The following is a 15,413-nucleotide window of genomic DNA, read 5'->3' on the forward strand; positions in this document are numbered from 1 at the left end:
CGGGGTGACGGCGGGGCGCGGATTATGCCTCAAGTCACGGGGTTTGGCTGAGCATCGTGCGGATCTTGCTGGCCAGCAGCTCAATGGCAAACGGTTTGGCGACCATGTCCATGCCGTCCTCGAGAAAACCCTGACGCTCGGCGGCTTTCTGCGCATAACCGGTCATGAATAACACCTTGAGACCCGGCCGATGCTGACGGGCGATTTCCGCCAGCTGCCGGCCATTCATGCCGGGCAGGCCGACGTCGGTCACCAGCAGATCCACCCGCAGACCGGACTCAAGCATAGGCAGGGCGGTCTTCGCATCCTCGGCTTCGTAGGCTTGATAACCCAACTCCCTGAGCAGATCGAGCACCAGCATGCGCACCGCCGGGTCATCTTCGACGATCACCACGGTTTCGCCGGTCGCCGTCGCCGTCGCCGTCGTCGGCGCTTGCTCAAGCGGTGCGATCGCTGGCCGTTCCGGCTCGATACCGTACAAACGCGGCAAATACAACCGCACACAAGTGCCTTGGCCCGGCAAGCTGTCGAGGCTGACATGCCCGCCCGACTGCTGGGCAAAACCATAGATCATCGACAGTCCCAGCCCGGTGCCCTGGCCAATGGGCTTGGTGGTGAAGAACGGATCGAATGCCTTGGAACGCACGGAAGGCGTCATGCCGGTGCCATTGTCGCTGACTGCCAGCATCAGGTAATCGCCGGCCTTGACCGGTTCCAGTGTGGTGATGTCGTTGCCATCGAGATACACGTTGGCGGTTTCAATCACCAGTTCGCCGCCATCAGGCATCGCATCCCGGGCATTGATGACCAGGTTGAGCAGGGCGTTTTCCAGTTGGCTGACGTCGGTGCTGACCGGCCATACATTCTCGGCCAGACGCAGTTTGAGTTCGATCGGGTCGCCCTTGGTCCGGCGGATCAGATCTTCCAGCGAATGCACCAGTTCATTGACGTTCAAGGTTTTACGATCCAGCGACTGTCGCCGCGAAAACGCCAGCAACCGGTGGGTCAGTGCTGCCGCACGATTTGCCGAGGACACCGCCGCTTCGGTAAATCGACCAATTTCGTCGGCCCGGCCGTTGGCAATATAGCGCTGCATCAAATCGAGACTGCCGATGATCCCGGTGAGCATGTTGTTGAAGTCGTGGGCGATACCGCCGGTGAGCTGACCGACAGCCTCCATCTTCTGCGCATGGCGCAAGGCATCTTCGGCACGCTCGCGTTCGAACATCTCGTTCTGCAAACGCTGGTTGGCCTGCGCCAGTTGTTCGGTGCGAGCGCTGACCCGTTCTTCCAGGGTTTCGTTGAGATTGCGCAAGGCTTCTTCGGTTTTCTTGCGCTCGGTTTCATCGATTACAAAGATGTAGAAACCATTCACCGCGCCGTCCGCACCGTAACGTGGCAGGTAATTCATCAGCGCGTGGCGAATGCTGCCATCGCGGTGCGGGGTGTACAGGCTGAACGAACAAGGTCTGCCGGCCAGGGCCTCGGCGATGTAAGGCAGACGCAGGAAATAGGCCTCTTCACCGATCACGTCGCGAATCGTGCGCCCATAGAGCTCCTGCGGCGTCAGCCCGTACCAGTCGAGGTAGGCCGCGTTGTTCAGGCGGAAGCGCTCTTCACAGTCGACATAACTGATCAGGATCGGCATGGCGTTGATGATCAGTTGCAGCTCGGTCTGGCTCTGACGCAAGGCCTGTTCGGTATGTTTGCGCTCGGTCAGATCCAGCGCTGCTCCGAGGAATCGCGTGGGCCGGCCATGATGATCCTTGTAGCAGCGTCCGCGAGCGAACACCCAGCGCACCTCGCCGTCAGCCTGCAACAAGCGGTATTCCTCAGCGTATTCGGTGCCATGGGTGATGCAGTGTTTGATGCTGCGCGCGATCATCGCGCGGTCTTCGGGATGCACGCCTTGCAAATAATCGCTGATCGGCAATTGACCGGACAGGCCGGGGTCGACGCCATGCAACTGAGCGAAATGCGCATCGGCGATAAAGCGATCTTCGCCGATATCCCAGTCCCAGGTGCCGACGGCGTCGGTGGCGGCCAGGGCCAGTTGCAGACGTTCCTCGGTTTCGCGTTGGGCCTTGAGGCTTTCCTCGGAGCGTCGCTGCAGTTCCAGAGCAATGCGTCGGCGTTCGTTGGTTTCGATGGCAGTCACCAGAATTCCGGCGACTTGCCCGGTTTCATCGCGGATCGGGCTGTAAGTCAGATCCAGCCAGAAGTCAGACTCTTTGCCGTCACGTTGCAGGGTGAAGCGTCTTTCGCTGTAGGTGCGCACCTGGCCTTGTAGGACTGCTCTGTAAATGGGGTCGGTAAACTCTTGAAGTTCTGGCCAGATCTGGTGCGCAGGCTGTCCGAAAGCGTGCGGATGCTTGTGCCCGGCGAGCAGGGCGAAACCATTGTTGTAGATCTGCGTGAGTTGCGGGCCCCACAACAACAGCATCGGCATCGGCGAGTGAATCACGATGTCCACCGCGGTACGCAGGCTCTGCGGCCAGTTGCCGGCAGCGCCCAAGGGGCTGCGGCTCCAGTCGGTACGGGCGATCAGAGCCTGCGCGTCGTCGGTGTTCGGTACAGCATTCATTACATCAGTCCTGAGCGTGGTTCGTTGAGGCGACGTCTATCATTGTTGCAGTCGATCTGCGCCAGGCGCAGGCCATTGTCTGTTCATTGAATGCTTCGCGGGTGCTTTTTGCCATGGAAATCGATGCACTGTTGTCAGTTTTGTCCAATAAAAACGGTTCGGATCTGTTCCTGTCCACGGGCGCACCGCCCAGCGCGCGGGTCGACGGCGTGCTCACGGCGTTGAGCGAGCAGCCTTTCAAGATCGGTGAAACCGCCGCCATCGCCGCCTCCCTGATGGACGCCGAGCAACGACGGGAGTTCGACCGGGATCTGGAAATGAACCTGGCGATTTCGCGAACGGGCATCGGCCGCTTTCGCGTGAACATCTTCAAACAGCGCAACGATGTATCGATCGTTATCCGCAACGTCAAACTCGACATCCCGCGCTTCGCTGACCTGAAACTGCCGCCCGTACTGCTCGACACCGTCATGCTCAAGCAAGGGTTGATCCTGTTTGTCGGCGCCACCGATTCGGGTAAGTCGACTTCGCTGGCGGCATTGATCGACCACCGCAACCGCCACAGCACCGGGCACATCATCACCATCGAGGACCCGATCGAGTACATCCATCGGCACCAGCGTTCAATCATCAATCAACGTGAGGTCGGGGTCGATACGCGCAGTTTTCATGCGGCCTTGAAAAACACTTTGCGCCAGGCGCCGGATGTAGTGCTGATCGGTGAAATCCGTGATCGCGAAACCATGGAGCATGCTTTGGCGTTTGCCGATACCGGGCATCTGGTGCTGTCGACGTTGCATGCCACCAACGCCAATCAGGCGCTGGATCGAATTATCAATATGTTCCCGGAAGAGCGGCGGCCGCAGTTGTTGCAGACGTTGGGCAATAATCTGAAAGCATTTATCTCGCAGCGGTTAGTGCGCACTGTTAATGGGCAACGAAGGGCCGCTGTAGAGGTGTTGTTAGGTACACCGACAATTGCTGATTCAATCCGCCGAAATGAGTTAGGCGAGTTGAAAAGCATCATGGAAAAATCCGCCGAGTCGGGCATGCAGACCTTCGATACAGCACTGCTGCGGTTGGTCGAGGAGCGTGCGATTACAGTGGATGAGGCATTAAAAAATGCAGACTCGGTAAATAATTTAAGGCTTGATATAAAGCTGAAAGTCGAGTCTGCAGGGAGCGCTGATATGTCTGCAGGTGATTGGGGTTTGGTGGAATAAGTTGCTGTGTGTGGATGTCGACTAATATCGTTGGGTTGGGTGGTGAAATGTCGAATAATATTTAAGTGGTTGAAAGTTTTTCTGTTTTTATTAAGTTTGGCTTGCTGTTCTAAAAGTCCTAATTAATAAACAGAGTCGTGATATGAAGAATCGATGTGGTTTGAACAAGATTTCCGGGTTAGTTGCTGTCGACAATGTGCGCTGTTCTGCTGCAGATGAAGCGGAGCGGAGGGTGTTGATCGAGCAGTTGAAAAAGTTCCGGGGCGAAGTGCAAGAAAATGAAGTGCCTAATCTATCGGTCAATAGCGAATGGGTTTTAAGGCTGTGGCCAGAGTCTTCTTTCGGACGCTTGCATAAACCCGCGAGTGAAATGCTTGAGGAATTGAGAAATCTGATCGGGTCAACGCTGTACAGCAGGGTGACGTCTTCTGGTGAGCTTCATGTATATGTGTCTCACGAAGGCTGGGTAGATGTGACGCACAACGTTAAACCTAATGCCGAGGCAAGCCTTAAACTTGAGCGGATAGCTGCGATTGCCATGGAACTCGGCGGCTTTGTTCACCTTGATAACACAGTGTGGATCTCGCAATGGTTAAGCTTTCACGGGTTCAACATACCGGATGACAGGACAAAGCTAGATAGTTTGATTGGCTTTCTTGAATGGAAGTGGCCTGAGGCAGATAACTTTGTTAACTATTGGGGGCAGATAACAGGTTTCAATGATGAATCGATCGCCTTGACGCCGCTTCAGTGTGCCGAGATTCGTGCGTTGACTGAAAAAAAGTTTCCAGCGGGTGAAAGCTTGCTTGGCAGTATTTTTAAGCGGGTCAAGCCATATAATACAGTTACTGTCGATTGGAATAGTGCGAATGAGGTCATAGCGATTTTGGTTCGCCATTCCACCTCGCAGCAACTTGCCCGGGAATACGTCGAGGCATTGGGCTGGTGGGGGGCAACGGAATCCCAAAAAGTCGATGAAGACGACCTTGCACAGGTTTTGCTGACCGCTATTATTTTGCAGTCGGACGCTTCTATCGGGATAAGTGGAAAGCGTAATTGCATTGGGCCTTTTGATATTTACGATCCGGGTTCAATGGCTGACAAGCCTTTATATACGCTTCGAGAAAATTTTGAGGCCTATCTCGCTGCAAAGGGTCAGTCGCACTCGATCGTTCCATTGATTTCTCATTTACTGTTGGCTCACGTGGCCCCCGCACTCTTGGTGAAAAACCTGCCGGCGGAACTTTATGTCGGCTCGATAGGCTGGGTGACTTTTTGCCAAGCGCTAAATTTTGTCGAGGTCAATCGAAGAGGGGCCTCTCGTTTCATGTCTTATGAGCAGATCATGAAGTTCGCAAATATGGAGACGGTTAGTCCGGTACTGGGGCAACTTCAGGGTATTGCTGCTATCGACCCTATCATTGACTGGGCATTGATCAACGAGGTCATCACTCATGAAAATCTGAAGACCTCTGCTACTGCTGCGGCCCAAAGTGCCCTGGATGCCTATAAAGTTCATGTCGATGCAATGGTCTTGGGAGTCAAGGCGTTTGCGGCGCCCCCACCCAATCGAAAACGATTGGCGATGACGGCCTTGCGGCAGGCATTACCCAATTGTGATTTTATCGAAGAACCGCTGTTACGCCCTGAAGCCTTCTCCGCAATGAGGGCTTCGATGCTTGATCTGCATATCGAAGGTTTATTGACATCCGCGACATGGGATTGGAATAAAGAACCCAATATATTTAATGCCTTCCCCAACCTGTTGCTGTTGCCTCCCATAAAGCCGATGTTCGAAGCGGAATTGTCCAGTTATCACAAAGATATTCATAAGGCTATTGGTTCGAATATCAAATTGGCTATAGCCGGAATGCCGCGTGCCGATCGGGAAATATTTGCCTCCAGCAAGGTCACTTTTTTTACTGTTCGGCCCTCGGTCGCGGAGTTGTACTATCCCGCATCGAGTAATTACAACCTGGTGGGTGTGGCTAATCTACCACCTAAAAATATCGAGGTTCAGATAAAGAAGGATCAAGCGGTAGGGCGGTTTGGCGTGATCATGATAGCGTCCTACGGCAATAATCAGACGTTATGTTATGAAATGTTCACCTTGCTGGGCGAGTGCAGAAGGAATGACGAGTTAGGCAAACTGATTGTCTACACTCAAAAAATGAATATGCCTGGCAGGGTAGAGTACAAAGGGAAGCTTAATGATGCATTTATTCCTTTGCCCGCAACGCATAATGTGCCAACTGATTTCGATAGCTACATTGTCGGGAAAAAACCTGTCCGGAATGCTTCAGGGATCATGGTCATAGAAAAGCTGGGCTCTGTCCCGGCGCCGACTTCCACGCCAAAAACAGCCCGTAATTGTTATCAGTTTTTTGTCAGTAAACACATCGAAAATATTGCCCGGTTTGTAGTGGAAAACAGGCCCTTGGGCACTCTTCAGGATTTCAGGGATGTATTCACCGAGTACACAGATCGTGAGCGTACAGCCAATATATATAAAGAGGTGTTGACCTATATTATTGATTTGTGCGTCCCATTCAAGAAGTGCATTGAGGACTTGGCTTCGGGGAACAGGAATCAGATTGTTGACGGTATTTATGCATGTACGATGGATGCGATCGGTATATTTTTCACTGTATTGGGTGCCCCGGCGAAAATTTTGCACATCGCAGCCAAGACAGTATCACTGACCGCAAAAATCGGCAGCCTGGTCAGGTTTGGCATGTCGCTGACGGTGTCCACCTTCAACCCGATTGATGGATTACCGACCGCAGGTTACCAAGCGTCTAAAGCATTGTTCAAAAGCGTTATGCATTTGGGCGTGTCGGGAGCGAAAGTGGTGGAAGCTGCGGTTGTCCAGATGGGCAGGTTGACCGGTACTGCGCAGGAATTTCACAAACTGGCGAGTGCTGCAGATCTGGGGCTTGGTAAGTGGCGTCCATTGGGAAGCGCGGCGGCAGCCTTGAATGTTTGCGCCATCAATAAAAGTAGTCAGTGGTTTGCAGTCAATCGTTTGGGTAAACCGTGGGGAAAGCGACTTGTTAATTTCGATCATCAACAGAAATTCAGTTTGCCGCTGCTACAAAAGCCGATACCGGATATTTTCACGAGCCATATTGTAGAGCGCAGCCTGACAGCAGCCCGCTTGAAAATTGACAACGCAATCGATGTGTTGCGGTCTCCCGCCTTGAAATTCGAAACTGATCTCGCAATTGGGCTGTTCTTGGGCAGTACTCCGGCTGCGCGTGACGGCTTATCGAATTTGTTAGGTGCAATCAGGCTGGATTTTGGCGGCATTTCCGCGAGTAACGTTTACCTGGACGTTTTGAAAGTCGATGACAGCGTCATCCAGGTAAACCCATTCGATTATGCTAAGTGGAAAAATGCGGGCGCGCAGGAGAGGAAGCATCTGCAGTACATGACGGTCAATACGACCAACTTCAATCAGCGATTCAGCTTGTCGGGTTATGGCGAAATCGCGGATGACCTCATTCATGAAATGACACGGGTTACCCCTGCCAAGACCAGTCTGGTCACTGCAGAAAGTGCGACTATCAATGGCGAGATAGGCTTGGATGTGGCGCCCTTGCTAAACCTGGCGAAGGGCTGCCAGCCGCGAGAGATGAGCGGCGCTGACGGTTTTCACAACAGCGCTCAAGCACTTGCCAATGCGGACTCGCTAGCGCTTGTGGTGGCATTGCTCAGTCTGTTGAGAACCAACGAAACCGCGTTTTCGATGAACGTTAGCGTCATGCGTGCCGCAATTGACGCCAGTGCGAATCAGCCGATTACGGGTGAAGTTGTGGTCAACCTGAACTAAAACCGTGCAACGCGAGTTTCATCTTTGAATGACCTCGGTCGCGCCAAGCTCCGGCCGATCCCGAAACTGCTCCAACGCTTCGGGATTGGCCAGCGCATCGGTGTTTTTCACCGGTCGGCCGTGCACCACCTCGCGCACGGCCAGTTCCACAACCTTGCCGCTGATGGTGCGCGGAATGTCCGTCACCGCAACGATCTTCGCTGGTACGTGTCGGGGTGTAGTGTTCGCGCGAATCGCCTGACGGATACGCTGCTCCAGCGCCTCATCCAGCTCAACCCCTTCACGCAACCTGACAAACAGCACAACCCGCACGTCATCCTGCCACTGCTGACCGATGGCGACGCTGTCCAGCACTTCAACGACTTTCTCAACCTGACGGTAGATCTCCGCCGTGCCGATGCGCACGCCGCCGGGATTGAGTACGGCATCCGAGCGCCCATGGATCAGCATCCCGCCATGAGTCCGTTGTTCGGCGTAATCACCCTGTGCCCAGACACCGGGAAACAAACTGAAATACGACTGCCGCAGTCTTGTTCCGTCCGGGTCATTCCACAGGCCGATCGGCATGGCGGGGAAGTGCCGGGTGCAGACAAGTTCGCCTTTTTCGCCCACGACCGGCTGGCCGGCGTCATTCCAGACTTCAACCGCCATGCCCAGACTCTTGCCCATGATCTGGCCGCGCCGCACTGGCGACAGCGGGTTGCCATTGACGAAACACGAGACGATATCGGTGCCGCCAGACATCGATGCCAAGCACACATCAGGCTTGAAGTCGCGATAGACGAAGTCATAGCTTTGCGGCGATAGCGCCGAACCGGTGCACAGCAACGTCTTGAGGCTGCCCAGATCATGACTGTCGCGGGGTTTGGCGCCGCTGCTTTCCAGGGTGGCGAGGAACTTGGGGCTGGTGCCGAACACACTGATGCGCTCGTCGTCGATCAAGTCGAGCAAACGCTGGTTGTCCGGGTAAAACGGCGAGCCGTCATACAGCACCACGGCGCTGCCGACCGCGAGCGCGGAGACCAGCCAGTTCCACATCATCCAGCCGCAGGTGGTGTAGTAGAAAAGTCGATCGCCCGGGCCAAGATCGCAATGCAGGCCGTGTTCCTTGACGTGTTGCAGCAGTACGCCGCCGGTGCTGTGAATAATGCATTTCGGCACGCCAGTGGTGCCGCTGGAATACAACACATACAGCGGATGATTGAACGGCACCGGGACAAAATCCGGGTCGCCGCCCGCTTCGTAAAAGTCATCCCACAAGGTCACTTCCGCGCGAGTCCGGTAAGTCTCGATGCGGGCGTGCGGGTGAGCGTAAGGCACGATGATCAACTGCCTCAACGTTGGCAGTTGTTCGAGTATTCCGTTGATTTTGTCGCTCTGGTCGATCGCCTTGCCGGCATAGCGATAACCGGCGCAAGTGATCAGTACGTTCGGTTCGATCTGGCCGAAGCGGTCTATCACACCGTGGGTGCCGAAGTCCGGCGAAGAGCACGACCAGATCGCGCCAAGGCTGGTGGTGGCGAGCATCGCCACCAGCGTCTGCCAGGTATTGGGCATGCAGGCTGCGACGCGATCGCCGAGGCCAACCCCGGCGGCCTGCAAGCTCGCCTGAAACCCGGCGACGTGCGCGGCCAGTTCAGCCCAGGTCAATTGCTCACGCTGACCATTTTCCGCCACGCTGACCACGGCCACAGAATCGTCGCGACGACGCAGCAAATGTTCGGCGAAGTTCAACGTAGCGCCGGGAAACCACTCGGCGTCCGGCATTTTCGCGCCTTCACGCAGTACGGCATCAGGCTGCGTGTGGAAGCGGATATCGAAGAAATCGACGATCGCTTGCCAGAACTCGGCGCGCTGCTCGACGCTCCATTGGTGCAGGGCCGGGTAGCCGTCGAGTTTCAGGTTGTGGCGTTGATTGGCCGCACGACGGAAAGCGTCCATGCGCGACTTGGCGATACGGTTGGCATCGGGTTGCCAGAGGATGTCGGACATTGGTTGCCTCTTGTTTTATTCATGCACAAGGTCGAGCGCACACATGACACCTGTGGGAGCGAGCCTGCTCGCGAAGACGTCCGTGCACTCAACGACTTCATTGGCTGACCCAGCGCTTTCGCGAGCAGGCTCGCTCCCACAGAGAGGGGGATGTCTTTGCTATTGGGCGAGCCACCCACCATCAATATTCCACGCCGCCCCGCGTACCTGGCTGCCAGCCTCGCTGCACAAAAACAACACCAGTTCACCCAGATGCTGTGGTGTGACGAATTCCAGCGACGGCTGTTTCTCGGCGAGCAGATCATGTTGCGCCTGCTGCGGATCGACACCCTTGGCCGCACGGTCATCGATCTGCTTCTGCACCAGCGGCGTCAGCACCCAACCCGGGCAGATCGCGTTGCACGTAACGTTACTGGTAGCGGTTTCCAGGCCGACCACTTTGGTCAAACCGATCACACCGTGCTTGGCGGCCACGTAGGCCGCTTTGCCGGTCGAACCGACCTGGCCATGCACCGAGGCAATGTTGATGATTCGCCCCCAACCCTTGGTGCGCATCCCCGGCAAGCTCAGTCGCGTGCTGTGAAACACCGAAGACAGGTTGATGGCGATGATCGAATCCCAGCGTTCGACGGGAAAATCTTCCACCGCCGCCACATGCTGGATTCCGGCGTTGTTGACGAGAATGTCGACGCCGCCGAACTCGCGCTCGGCGTAAGTGATCATCTCGGCGATTTGCGCCGGGTCACTGACATCCGCCGGATGATGGCCAACCTTGCCACCGAGTTGCCCGACCTCGGCGATGACTTTCGAGGCATCACCAAAGCCGTTGAGAATCAGGTTCGCGCCTGCCTTGGCCAGGCTCAGTGCGATGCCCAGGCCGATGCCGCTGGTGGAGCCGGTTACCAGTGCAGTCTTGCCGGAAAGAGTGGTCATGAATACCTCACACAATGCCAGTGGCGTAGAAAGTGCCGATCACTACGAAAACCGCCAGGGTCTTGATCAGCGTAATACAGAAAATGTCTTTATAGGCTTCGCGGTGGGTCAGCCCCGTCACCGCGAGCAAGGTGATGACCGCGCCGTTGTGCGGCAAGGTGTCCATACCGCCGCTGGCCATCGCGGCGACGCGGTGTAGCACTTCCAGCGGAATGTTCGCGGCATGAGCGGCGGCAATGAACTGCTCGGACATCGCCGCCAGCGCAATGCTCATGCCGCCCGACGCCGAGCCGGTGATACCGGCCAGCAGCGTCACGGTGATGGCTTCGTTGACCAGCGGATTGGGGATCTGCTTGAGCCAGTCCGCCAGCACCAGAAAGCCCGGCAGCGAAGCGATCACTGCGCCGAAGCCGTATTCCGACGCGGTGTTCATCGCCGCCAGCAACGCACCGCTGACCGCGCTTTTACTGCCCTCGGCGAGCTTGCTGCGAATCGCCTGAAAACCGAACGCCAATACCATCAGAATGCCAACCAGCAAAGCCGCTTGCACCGCCCAGATCGCCGTCAGTTTGGCGATTTCGGTGGTAATCGGTGTGGCCATGCCCGGCAGCGCAAGGCTGTGAGTCTTGCCATACCACTGCGGAATCCATTGGGTGAACAGCAGGTTCATGATGCCCACTGCCAGCAGCGGCGACAGGGCAATCCATGGATTCGGCAGCTTCAGGTCTTCAGCGGTTTCCGGTTCGTTGCGCAGTTCAGTGCCGTAGCCTTCACCGGCGCGCTGCGCTTTGTTGCGTTGACGCTGGAGAAACAGCATGCCGGCGCAGAACACGAAAATCGTACCGATCACGCCCAGCCACGGCGCCGCCCAAGCCGTGGTGTTGAAGAACGTGCTGGGGATGATGTTCTGGATCTGCGGGGTGCCGGGCAGGGCGTCCATGGTGAACGAGAACGCGCCGAGGGCGATGGTTGCCGGGATCAGCCGTTTGGGGATATTGCTTTGGCGAAACATCTCGGCGGCAAACGGGTACACCGCAAACACCACCACGAACAGCGACACGCCGCCATAAGTGAGCAGGGCGCAGACCAGCACGATCACCAGCATCGCCTGTTTGGTGCCGAGCAAACGAATGGCCGCAGCGACAATCGAGCGGGAGAACCCCGACAGTTCGATCAACTTGCCGAACACGGCACCGAGGAGGAAAACGGGGAAATACAATTTTATGAACCCGACCATTTTCTCCATGAACACACCGGTGAAGGCAGGCGCGACGGCGGAGGGGTCGGTAAGCAGCACCGCGCCAAGGGCGGCAATCGGCGCGAAGAGGATAACGCTGTAGCCACGGTAGGCGGCAAGCATCAGCAGCGCGAGGGCTGCCAAGGCAATGATCACACTCATGGTGTGTCTCTCCAGAATTGTTATTTTTGTGGGTGGAACGGGTGTGGGAGAGGCGTTAGCGAGATCCGTGCCAGATATTTAAGTTGTTGAAATATATGGAATTTATTGGTTGCAGATAAAGCTTTTCAACGGTTTTGTCTCGTTTTAGAGACTAAGTTAAACCGAAAAGATCGCAGCCTTCGGCAGCTCCTACAGTGCGAGCGCGAATTCCCCCTGTAGGAGCTGCCGAAGGCTGCGATCGTTTGACCTTCAAATAACTGATCTAAAAAAAGAGATCGATGTCTCTTTATAGAGACTCAAGCAATCCCCAGCGCCACCATTTTTTTGTACAACGTCGACCGCCCGAGTCCCAGTCGAGCAGCTGCCTCCGGCACGTTACCCGCACATTGCGCAAGGGCTGCCTGAATCAGTTGCCGATCAAATCTCTCCCGCGCCTGAGCAAATGTCTCGCCAGCCAGCGTTTCAACGGTACCCATCGACGCACGTTCAACCGGCGTCAACGTACCAATCGCCGCACGAATATCCTGCTCGCTCAGCATCAAGTCATCACTGAGCAACGCCGCCCGTTCCAGCACATTACGCAGTTCGCGAATGTTTCCCGGCCACGCGTGCTGTCCGAGCAACGCCAGCGCATCCCGGTGCAGTTCATGCTGGCTGCGCAGCTCTTCCAGAATCGCTTCGCTGAGCGCTGGCAGATCATCAAGACGCTCACGCAATGGCGGCACCTGGATCGGCAACACATTGAGGCGGTAGTACAAATCGGCACGGAATTCACCGCGTTTGATCGCCGCTTGCAGATCGGTCGAAGTCGCGGCGATCACGCGAACGTCGCTCTGAATCACCTCGTTGGAACCGACCGGTTCGAATTCCTTTTCCTGCAGCACACGCAGCAGCTTGCTCTGCAAGGGCAGCGGCATGTCACCAATCTCGTCGAGAAACAGCGTGCCGCCCTGTGCGATCTGCAGCTTGCCGGTACGACCCTTGCGGTCGGCGCCGGTGAACGCACCGGGTGCCGTGCCAAAAAATTCCGCCTCCAGCAGCGCCTCGGGAATCGCCGCGCTGTTGATGCTGACGAACGCTTTGTGCGCCCGTGGCGAAGCACTGTGAATCGCCTGGGCCAGCAGCTCTTTACCGGTGCCGGTTTCGCCGAGCAGCAGCACCGGCGACTCGGCGCTGGCACTGCGCCGGGCACGGCGCTTGACTTCGAGGCTGGCGGCGCTGGTGCCGATGAAATGGGCGAAGTTGTATTTGGTCTGCCGGGCGCGCAGCAGAGAACGGGTCGAGGCCAGTTCTTCTTGCATGCTCAAGTAGCGTTTGAGCATCGGCGACAGAGTGCGCAACTCGTCGAACAGGGCAAAACCGATCGCGCCGATCACCGTGCCGGCGTCATCGTGGATCGGCAGGCGCATCACCACCAATGGCTCTTTCGGGGTGTCTTGCATGTCCAGAAGAATAGGGCGACCGGTACGCACGACCTCGCGCAACAGACTGCCGGGGATCACGCTTTCACAAGGCTTGCCGATTGCGCCTGCCGCCGATTCAAGACCGAAACGCCGGGCGTAGCGCTCGTTCATCCAGACGATGTTGGCATCGCGGTCGACAATCACCGTGCCTTCGCTGGACTGCTCGATGATCTCGAATAGCGAACGGATCGCCAGGCTGCGAACCCGTTGGTAGTCCTTGAGGCTTTCGGTGGTATTCATGGAGGCTGATCCTGATTGTGTATAGCCTGTGCCGGCCCCTTCGCGAGCAGGCTCGCACACAGTAGATTTGGTCGTTGCCAAATTTTGTGTCCAGCGCGAACCTTGTGGGAGCGAGCCTGCTCGCGAAAGCCTCGACCCGGTTCCAAGCCGAACACATATGACGCCTACCCCGGATGCGCCGCCGCCAAAAGCTCTTTGGTGTACGGATGCTGTGGCGCGTCGAACACATCATGGCTGGCGCCACGCTCGACCACTTTGCCGTCCTTGATCACGATCATGTCGTGGGCCAGAGCGCGCACCACCGCCAGATCGTGGCTGATGAACAGATAGGTCAAACCGTGTTTTTCCTGAAGCTGACGGAGCAGGGCGACCACTTGTTTCTGCACCGTGCGATCCAGCGCTGAAGTCGGCTCGTCGAGCAGAATCAGCGCCGGTTTCAGCACCAGTGCCCGCGCGATAGCAATGCGCTGGCGCTGGCCACCGGAGAATTCGTGTGGGTAGCGATGGCGACTCTCGGGATCGAGGCCGACTTCTTTAAGCACGCGGATCACTTGTTCGTCGCACTCATCGGCGGTCGACTCGCAGTGCACTTCCAGGCCTTCGCTGATGATCTGCGCGACCGACATGCGCGGGCTGAGACTGCCGAACGGGTCCTGAAACACCACCTGCATCTGTCGGCGCCACGGGCGCATCTGTTTCTGATTGAGGCCGTCGAGCGCTTCACCCTGAAAGCGGATACTGCCTTCGGAGTCGAGCAGACGCAGGATCGCCTGACCCAGCGTCGACTTGCCGGAACCAGACTCGCCGACGATGCCCAACGTCTTGCCGCGCTGGATACTCAGGCTGATGCCATCCACCGCCCGCAGGTACTGTTTGCGCTGGAACAGACCGCCACCGACGACGAACTCAACCTTCAGATCATCCACTTCCAGCACGTTTTCGCGCTCATCCCGGGGCAGGGCTTCACCTTCGGGTTCGGCGTTGAGCAGCACGCAGCTATAAGGATGCTTCGGCTCGGTAAACAGGGTTTCGCAGGGCGCCTGTTCGACGATTTCCCCGGCCTTCATCACGCACACGCGTTGAGCAATGCTGCGCACCAGATTGAGATCATGGCTGATCAGCAGCAGCGACATGCCCAAGCGCTGTTGCAGGGATTTGAGCAGCAGCAGGATCTTGCGCTGCACCGTCACGTCGAGTGCGGTGGTCGGCTCATCGGCGATCAACAGCTCGGGTTCGCAGGCCAGGGCCATGGCGATCATCACCCGTTGCCGTTGTCCGCCAGAGAGCTGATGGGGATAGGCCTTGAGCCGTTCCTTGGGTTTCTGAATACCCACCAGTCCCAGCAGTTCGAGGATCCGCGCCTGCGCCGCTTTGCCGCCAAGACCTCGGTGCAACAGCAGGGTTTCGCCAATCTGTTTTTCGATGGTGTGCAGCGGATTGAGCGAGGTCATCGGCTCCTGAAAGATCATCGCGATACGGTTGCCGCGCAATTCGCGCAAGACCTTGGGATCGGCGCCGATCAGTTCCTGTCCGCGATAGCGAATGCTGCCGGTGGTTTGCGCTTCACTTTCCGGCAGCAATTGCAGAATCGAATGAGCGGTTACCGATTTGCCTGAGCCCGACTCGCCAACCAGGGCCAGACATTCGCCGGGGCGAATGTCCAGGCACAGGTCGCGCACCACGCTCTGGCCATGGAAGGCAACGTTGAGGTTACGGATTTCAATCAGGTTGTCAGTCATGGTCACGC

Annotated in this window: 8 protein-coding genes; 2 read left to right on the forward strand and 6 right to left on the reverse strand. The window is 56.8% G+C overall.

Going from position 1 to position 15,413, the window contains the following annotated elements; genetic code table 11:
• Nucleotides 1–34: 34 nt before the first annotated feature.
• Nucleotides 35–2,584 carry a PAS domain S-box protein gene (locus F8N44_RS18185; RefSeq protein ID WP_150651255.1) on the reverse strand — a complete coding sequence of 850 codons (2,550 nt, stop codon included), beginning with the start codon at nt 2,582–2,584 and terminating at the stop codon, nt 35–37.
• A 113-nt stretch (nt 2,585–2,697) separates the two neighbouring features.
• On the opposite strand from F8N44_RS18185, the gene F8N44_RS18190 reads away from it, so the two are divergent.
• Entirely contained in the window at nt 2,698–3,807 is a 1,110-nt protein-coding gene (locus tag F8N44_RS18190) for a PilT/PilU family type 4a pilus ATPase (protein WP_150651256.1), read from the forward strand.
• A gap of 160 nt (nt 3,808–3,967) precedes the next feature.
• Nucleotides 3,968–7,639 (forward strand): hypothetical protein, encoded by a 3,672-nt coding sequence (locus tag F8N44_RS18195; protein ID WP_150651257.1) that lies wholly within the window; start codon nt 3,968–3,970, stop codon nt 7,637–7,639.
• 18 nt (nt 7,640–7,657) lie between these two features.
• Here F8N44_RS18195 and F8N44_RS18200 read toward each other — a convergent pair whose 3' ends face one another.
• From F8N44_RS18200 to F8N44_RS18220, 5 genes are all read right to left on the reverse strand, one after another.
• Nucleotides 7,658–9,631, reverse strand: coding sequence for an acetoacetate--CoA ligase (locus F8N44_RS18200; protein WP_150651258.1), 1,974 nt, complete (start codon nt 9,629–9,631; stop codon nt 7,658–7,660).
• 159 nt (nt 9,632–9,790) lie between these two features.
• Nucleotides 9,791–10,564 carry a 3-hydroxybutyrate dehydrogenase gene (gene hbdH / locus F8N44_RS18205; RefSeq protein ID WP_150651259.1) on the reverse strand — a complete coding sequence of 258 codons (774 nt, stop codon included), beginning with the start codon at nt 10,562–10,564 and terminating at the stop codon, nt 9,791–9,793.
• A gap of 7 nt (nt 10,565–10,571) precedes the next feature.
• Complete coding sequence (locus tag F8N44_RS18210; protein ID WP_150651260.1) at nt 10,572–11,963, reverse strand: GntP family permease; 1,392 nt, start codon at nt 11,961–11,963, stop codon at nt 10,572–10,574.
• A 296-nt stretch (nt 11,964–12,259) separates the two neighbouring features.
• Nucleotides 12,260–13,666, reverse strand: coding sequence for a sigma-54 interaction domain-containing protein (locus F8N44_RS18215; protein ID WP_150651261.1), 1,407 nt, complete (start codon nt 13,664–13,666; stop codon nt 12,260–12,262).
• 164 nt (nt 13,667–13,830) lie between these two features.
• Nucleotides 13,831–15,405, reverse strand: a complete 1,575-nt coding sequence (locus tag F8N44_RS18220) for an ABC transporter ATP-binding protein (RefSeq protein WP_150651262.1) — start codon at nt 15,403–15,405, stop codon at nt 13,831–13,833.
• Nucleotides 15,406–15,413: the final 8 nt, after the last annotated feature.

The sequence above is a fragment of the Pseudomonas fluorescens genome (assembly GCF_902497745.1).
GTDB classification, from domain to species: Bacteria; Pseudomonadota; Gammaproteobacteria; order Pseudomonadales; family Pseudomonadaceae; genus Aquipseudomonas; species Aquipseudomonas fluorescens_BM.

Coding starts and splice junctions, on each gene's coding strand:
- F8N44_RS18185 (WP_150651255.1), bottom strand. CDS start 2,584: ATGAATGCTGTACCGAACACCGACGACGCGCAGGCTCTGATCGCCCGT.
- F8N44_RS18190 (WP_150651256.1), top strand. CDS start 2,698: ATGGAAATCGATGCACTGTTGTCAGTTTTGTCCAATAAAAACGGTTCG.
- F8N44_RS18200 (WP_150651258.1), bottom strand. CDS start 9,631: ATGTCCGACATCCTCTGGCAACCCGATGCCAACCGTATCGCCAAGTCG.
- hbdH (WP_150651259.1), bottom strand. CDS start 10,564: ATGACCACTCTTTCCGGCAAGACTGCACTGGTAACCGGCTCCACCAGC.
- F8N44_RS18210 (WP_150651260.1), bottom strand. CDS start 11,963: ATGAGTGTGATCATTGCCTTGGCAGCCCTCGCGCTGCTGATGCTTGCC.
- F8N44_RS18215 (WP_150651261.1), bottom strand. CDS start 13,666: ATGAATACCACCGAAAGCCTCAAGGACTACCAACGGGTTCGCAGCCTG.
- F8N44_RS18220 (WP_150651262.1), bottom strand. CDS start 15,405: ATGACTGACAACCTGATTGAAATCCGTAACCTCAACGTTGCCTTCCAT.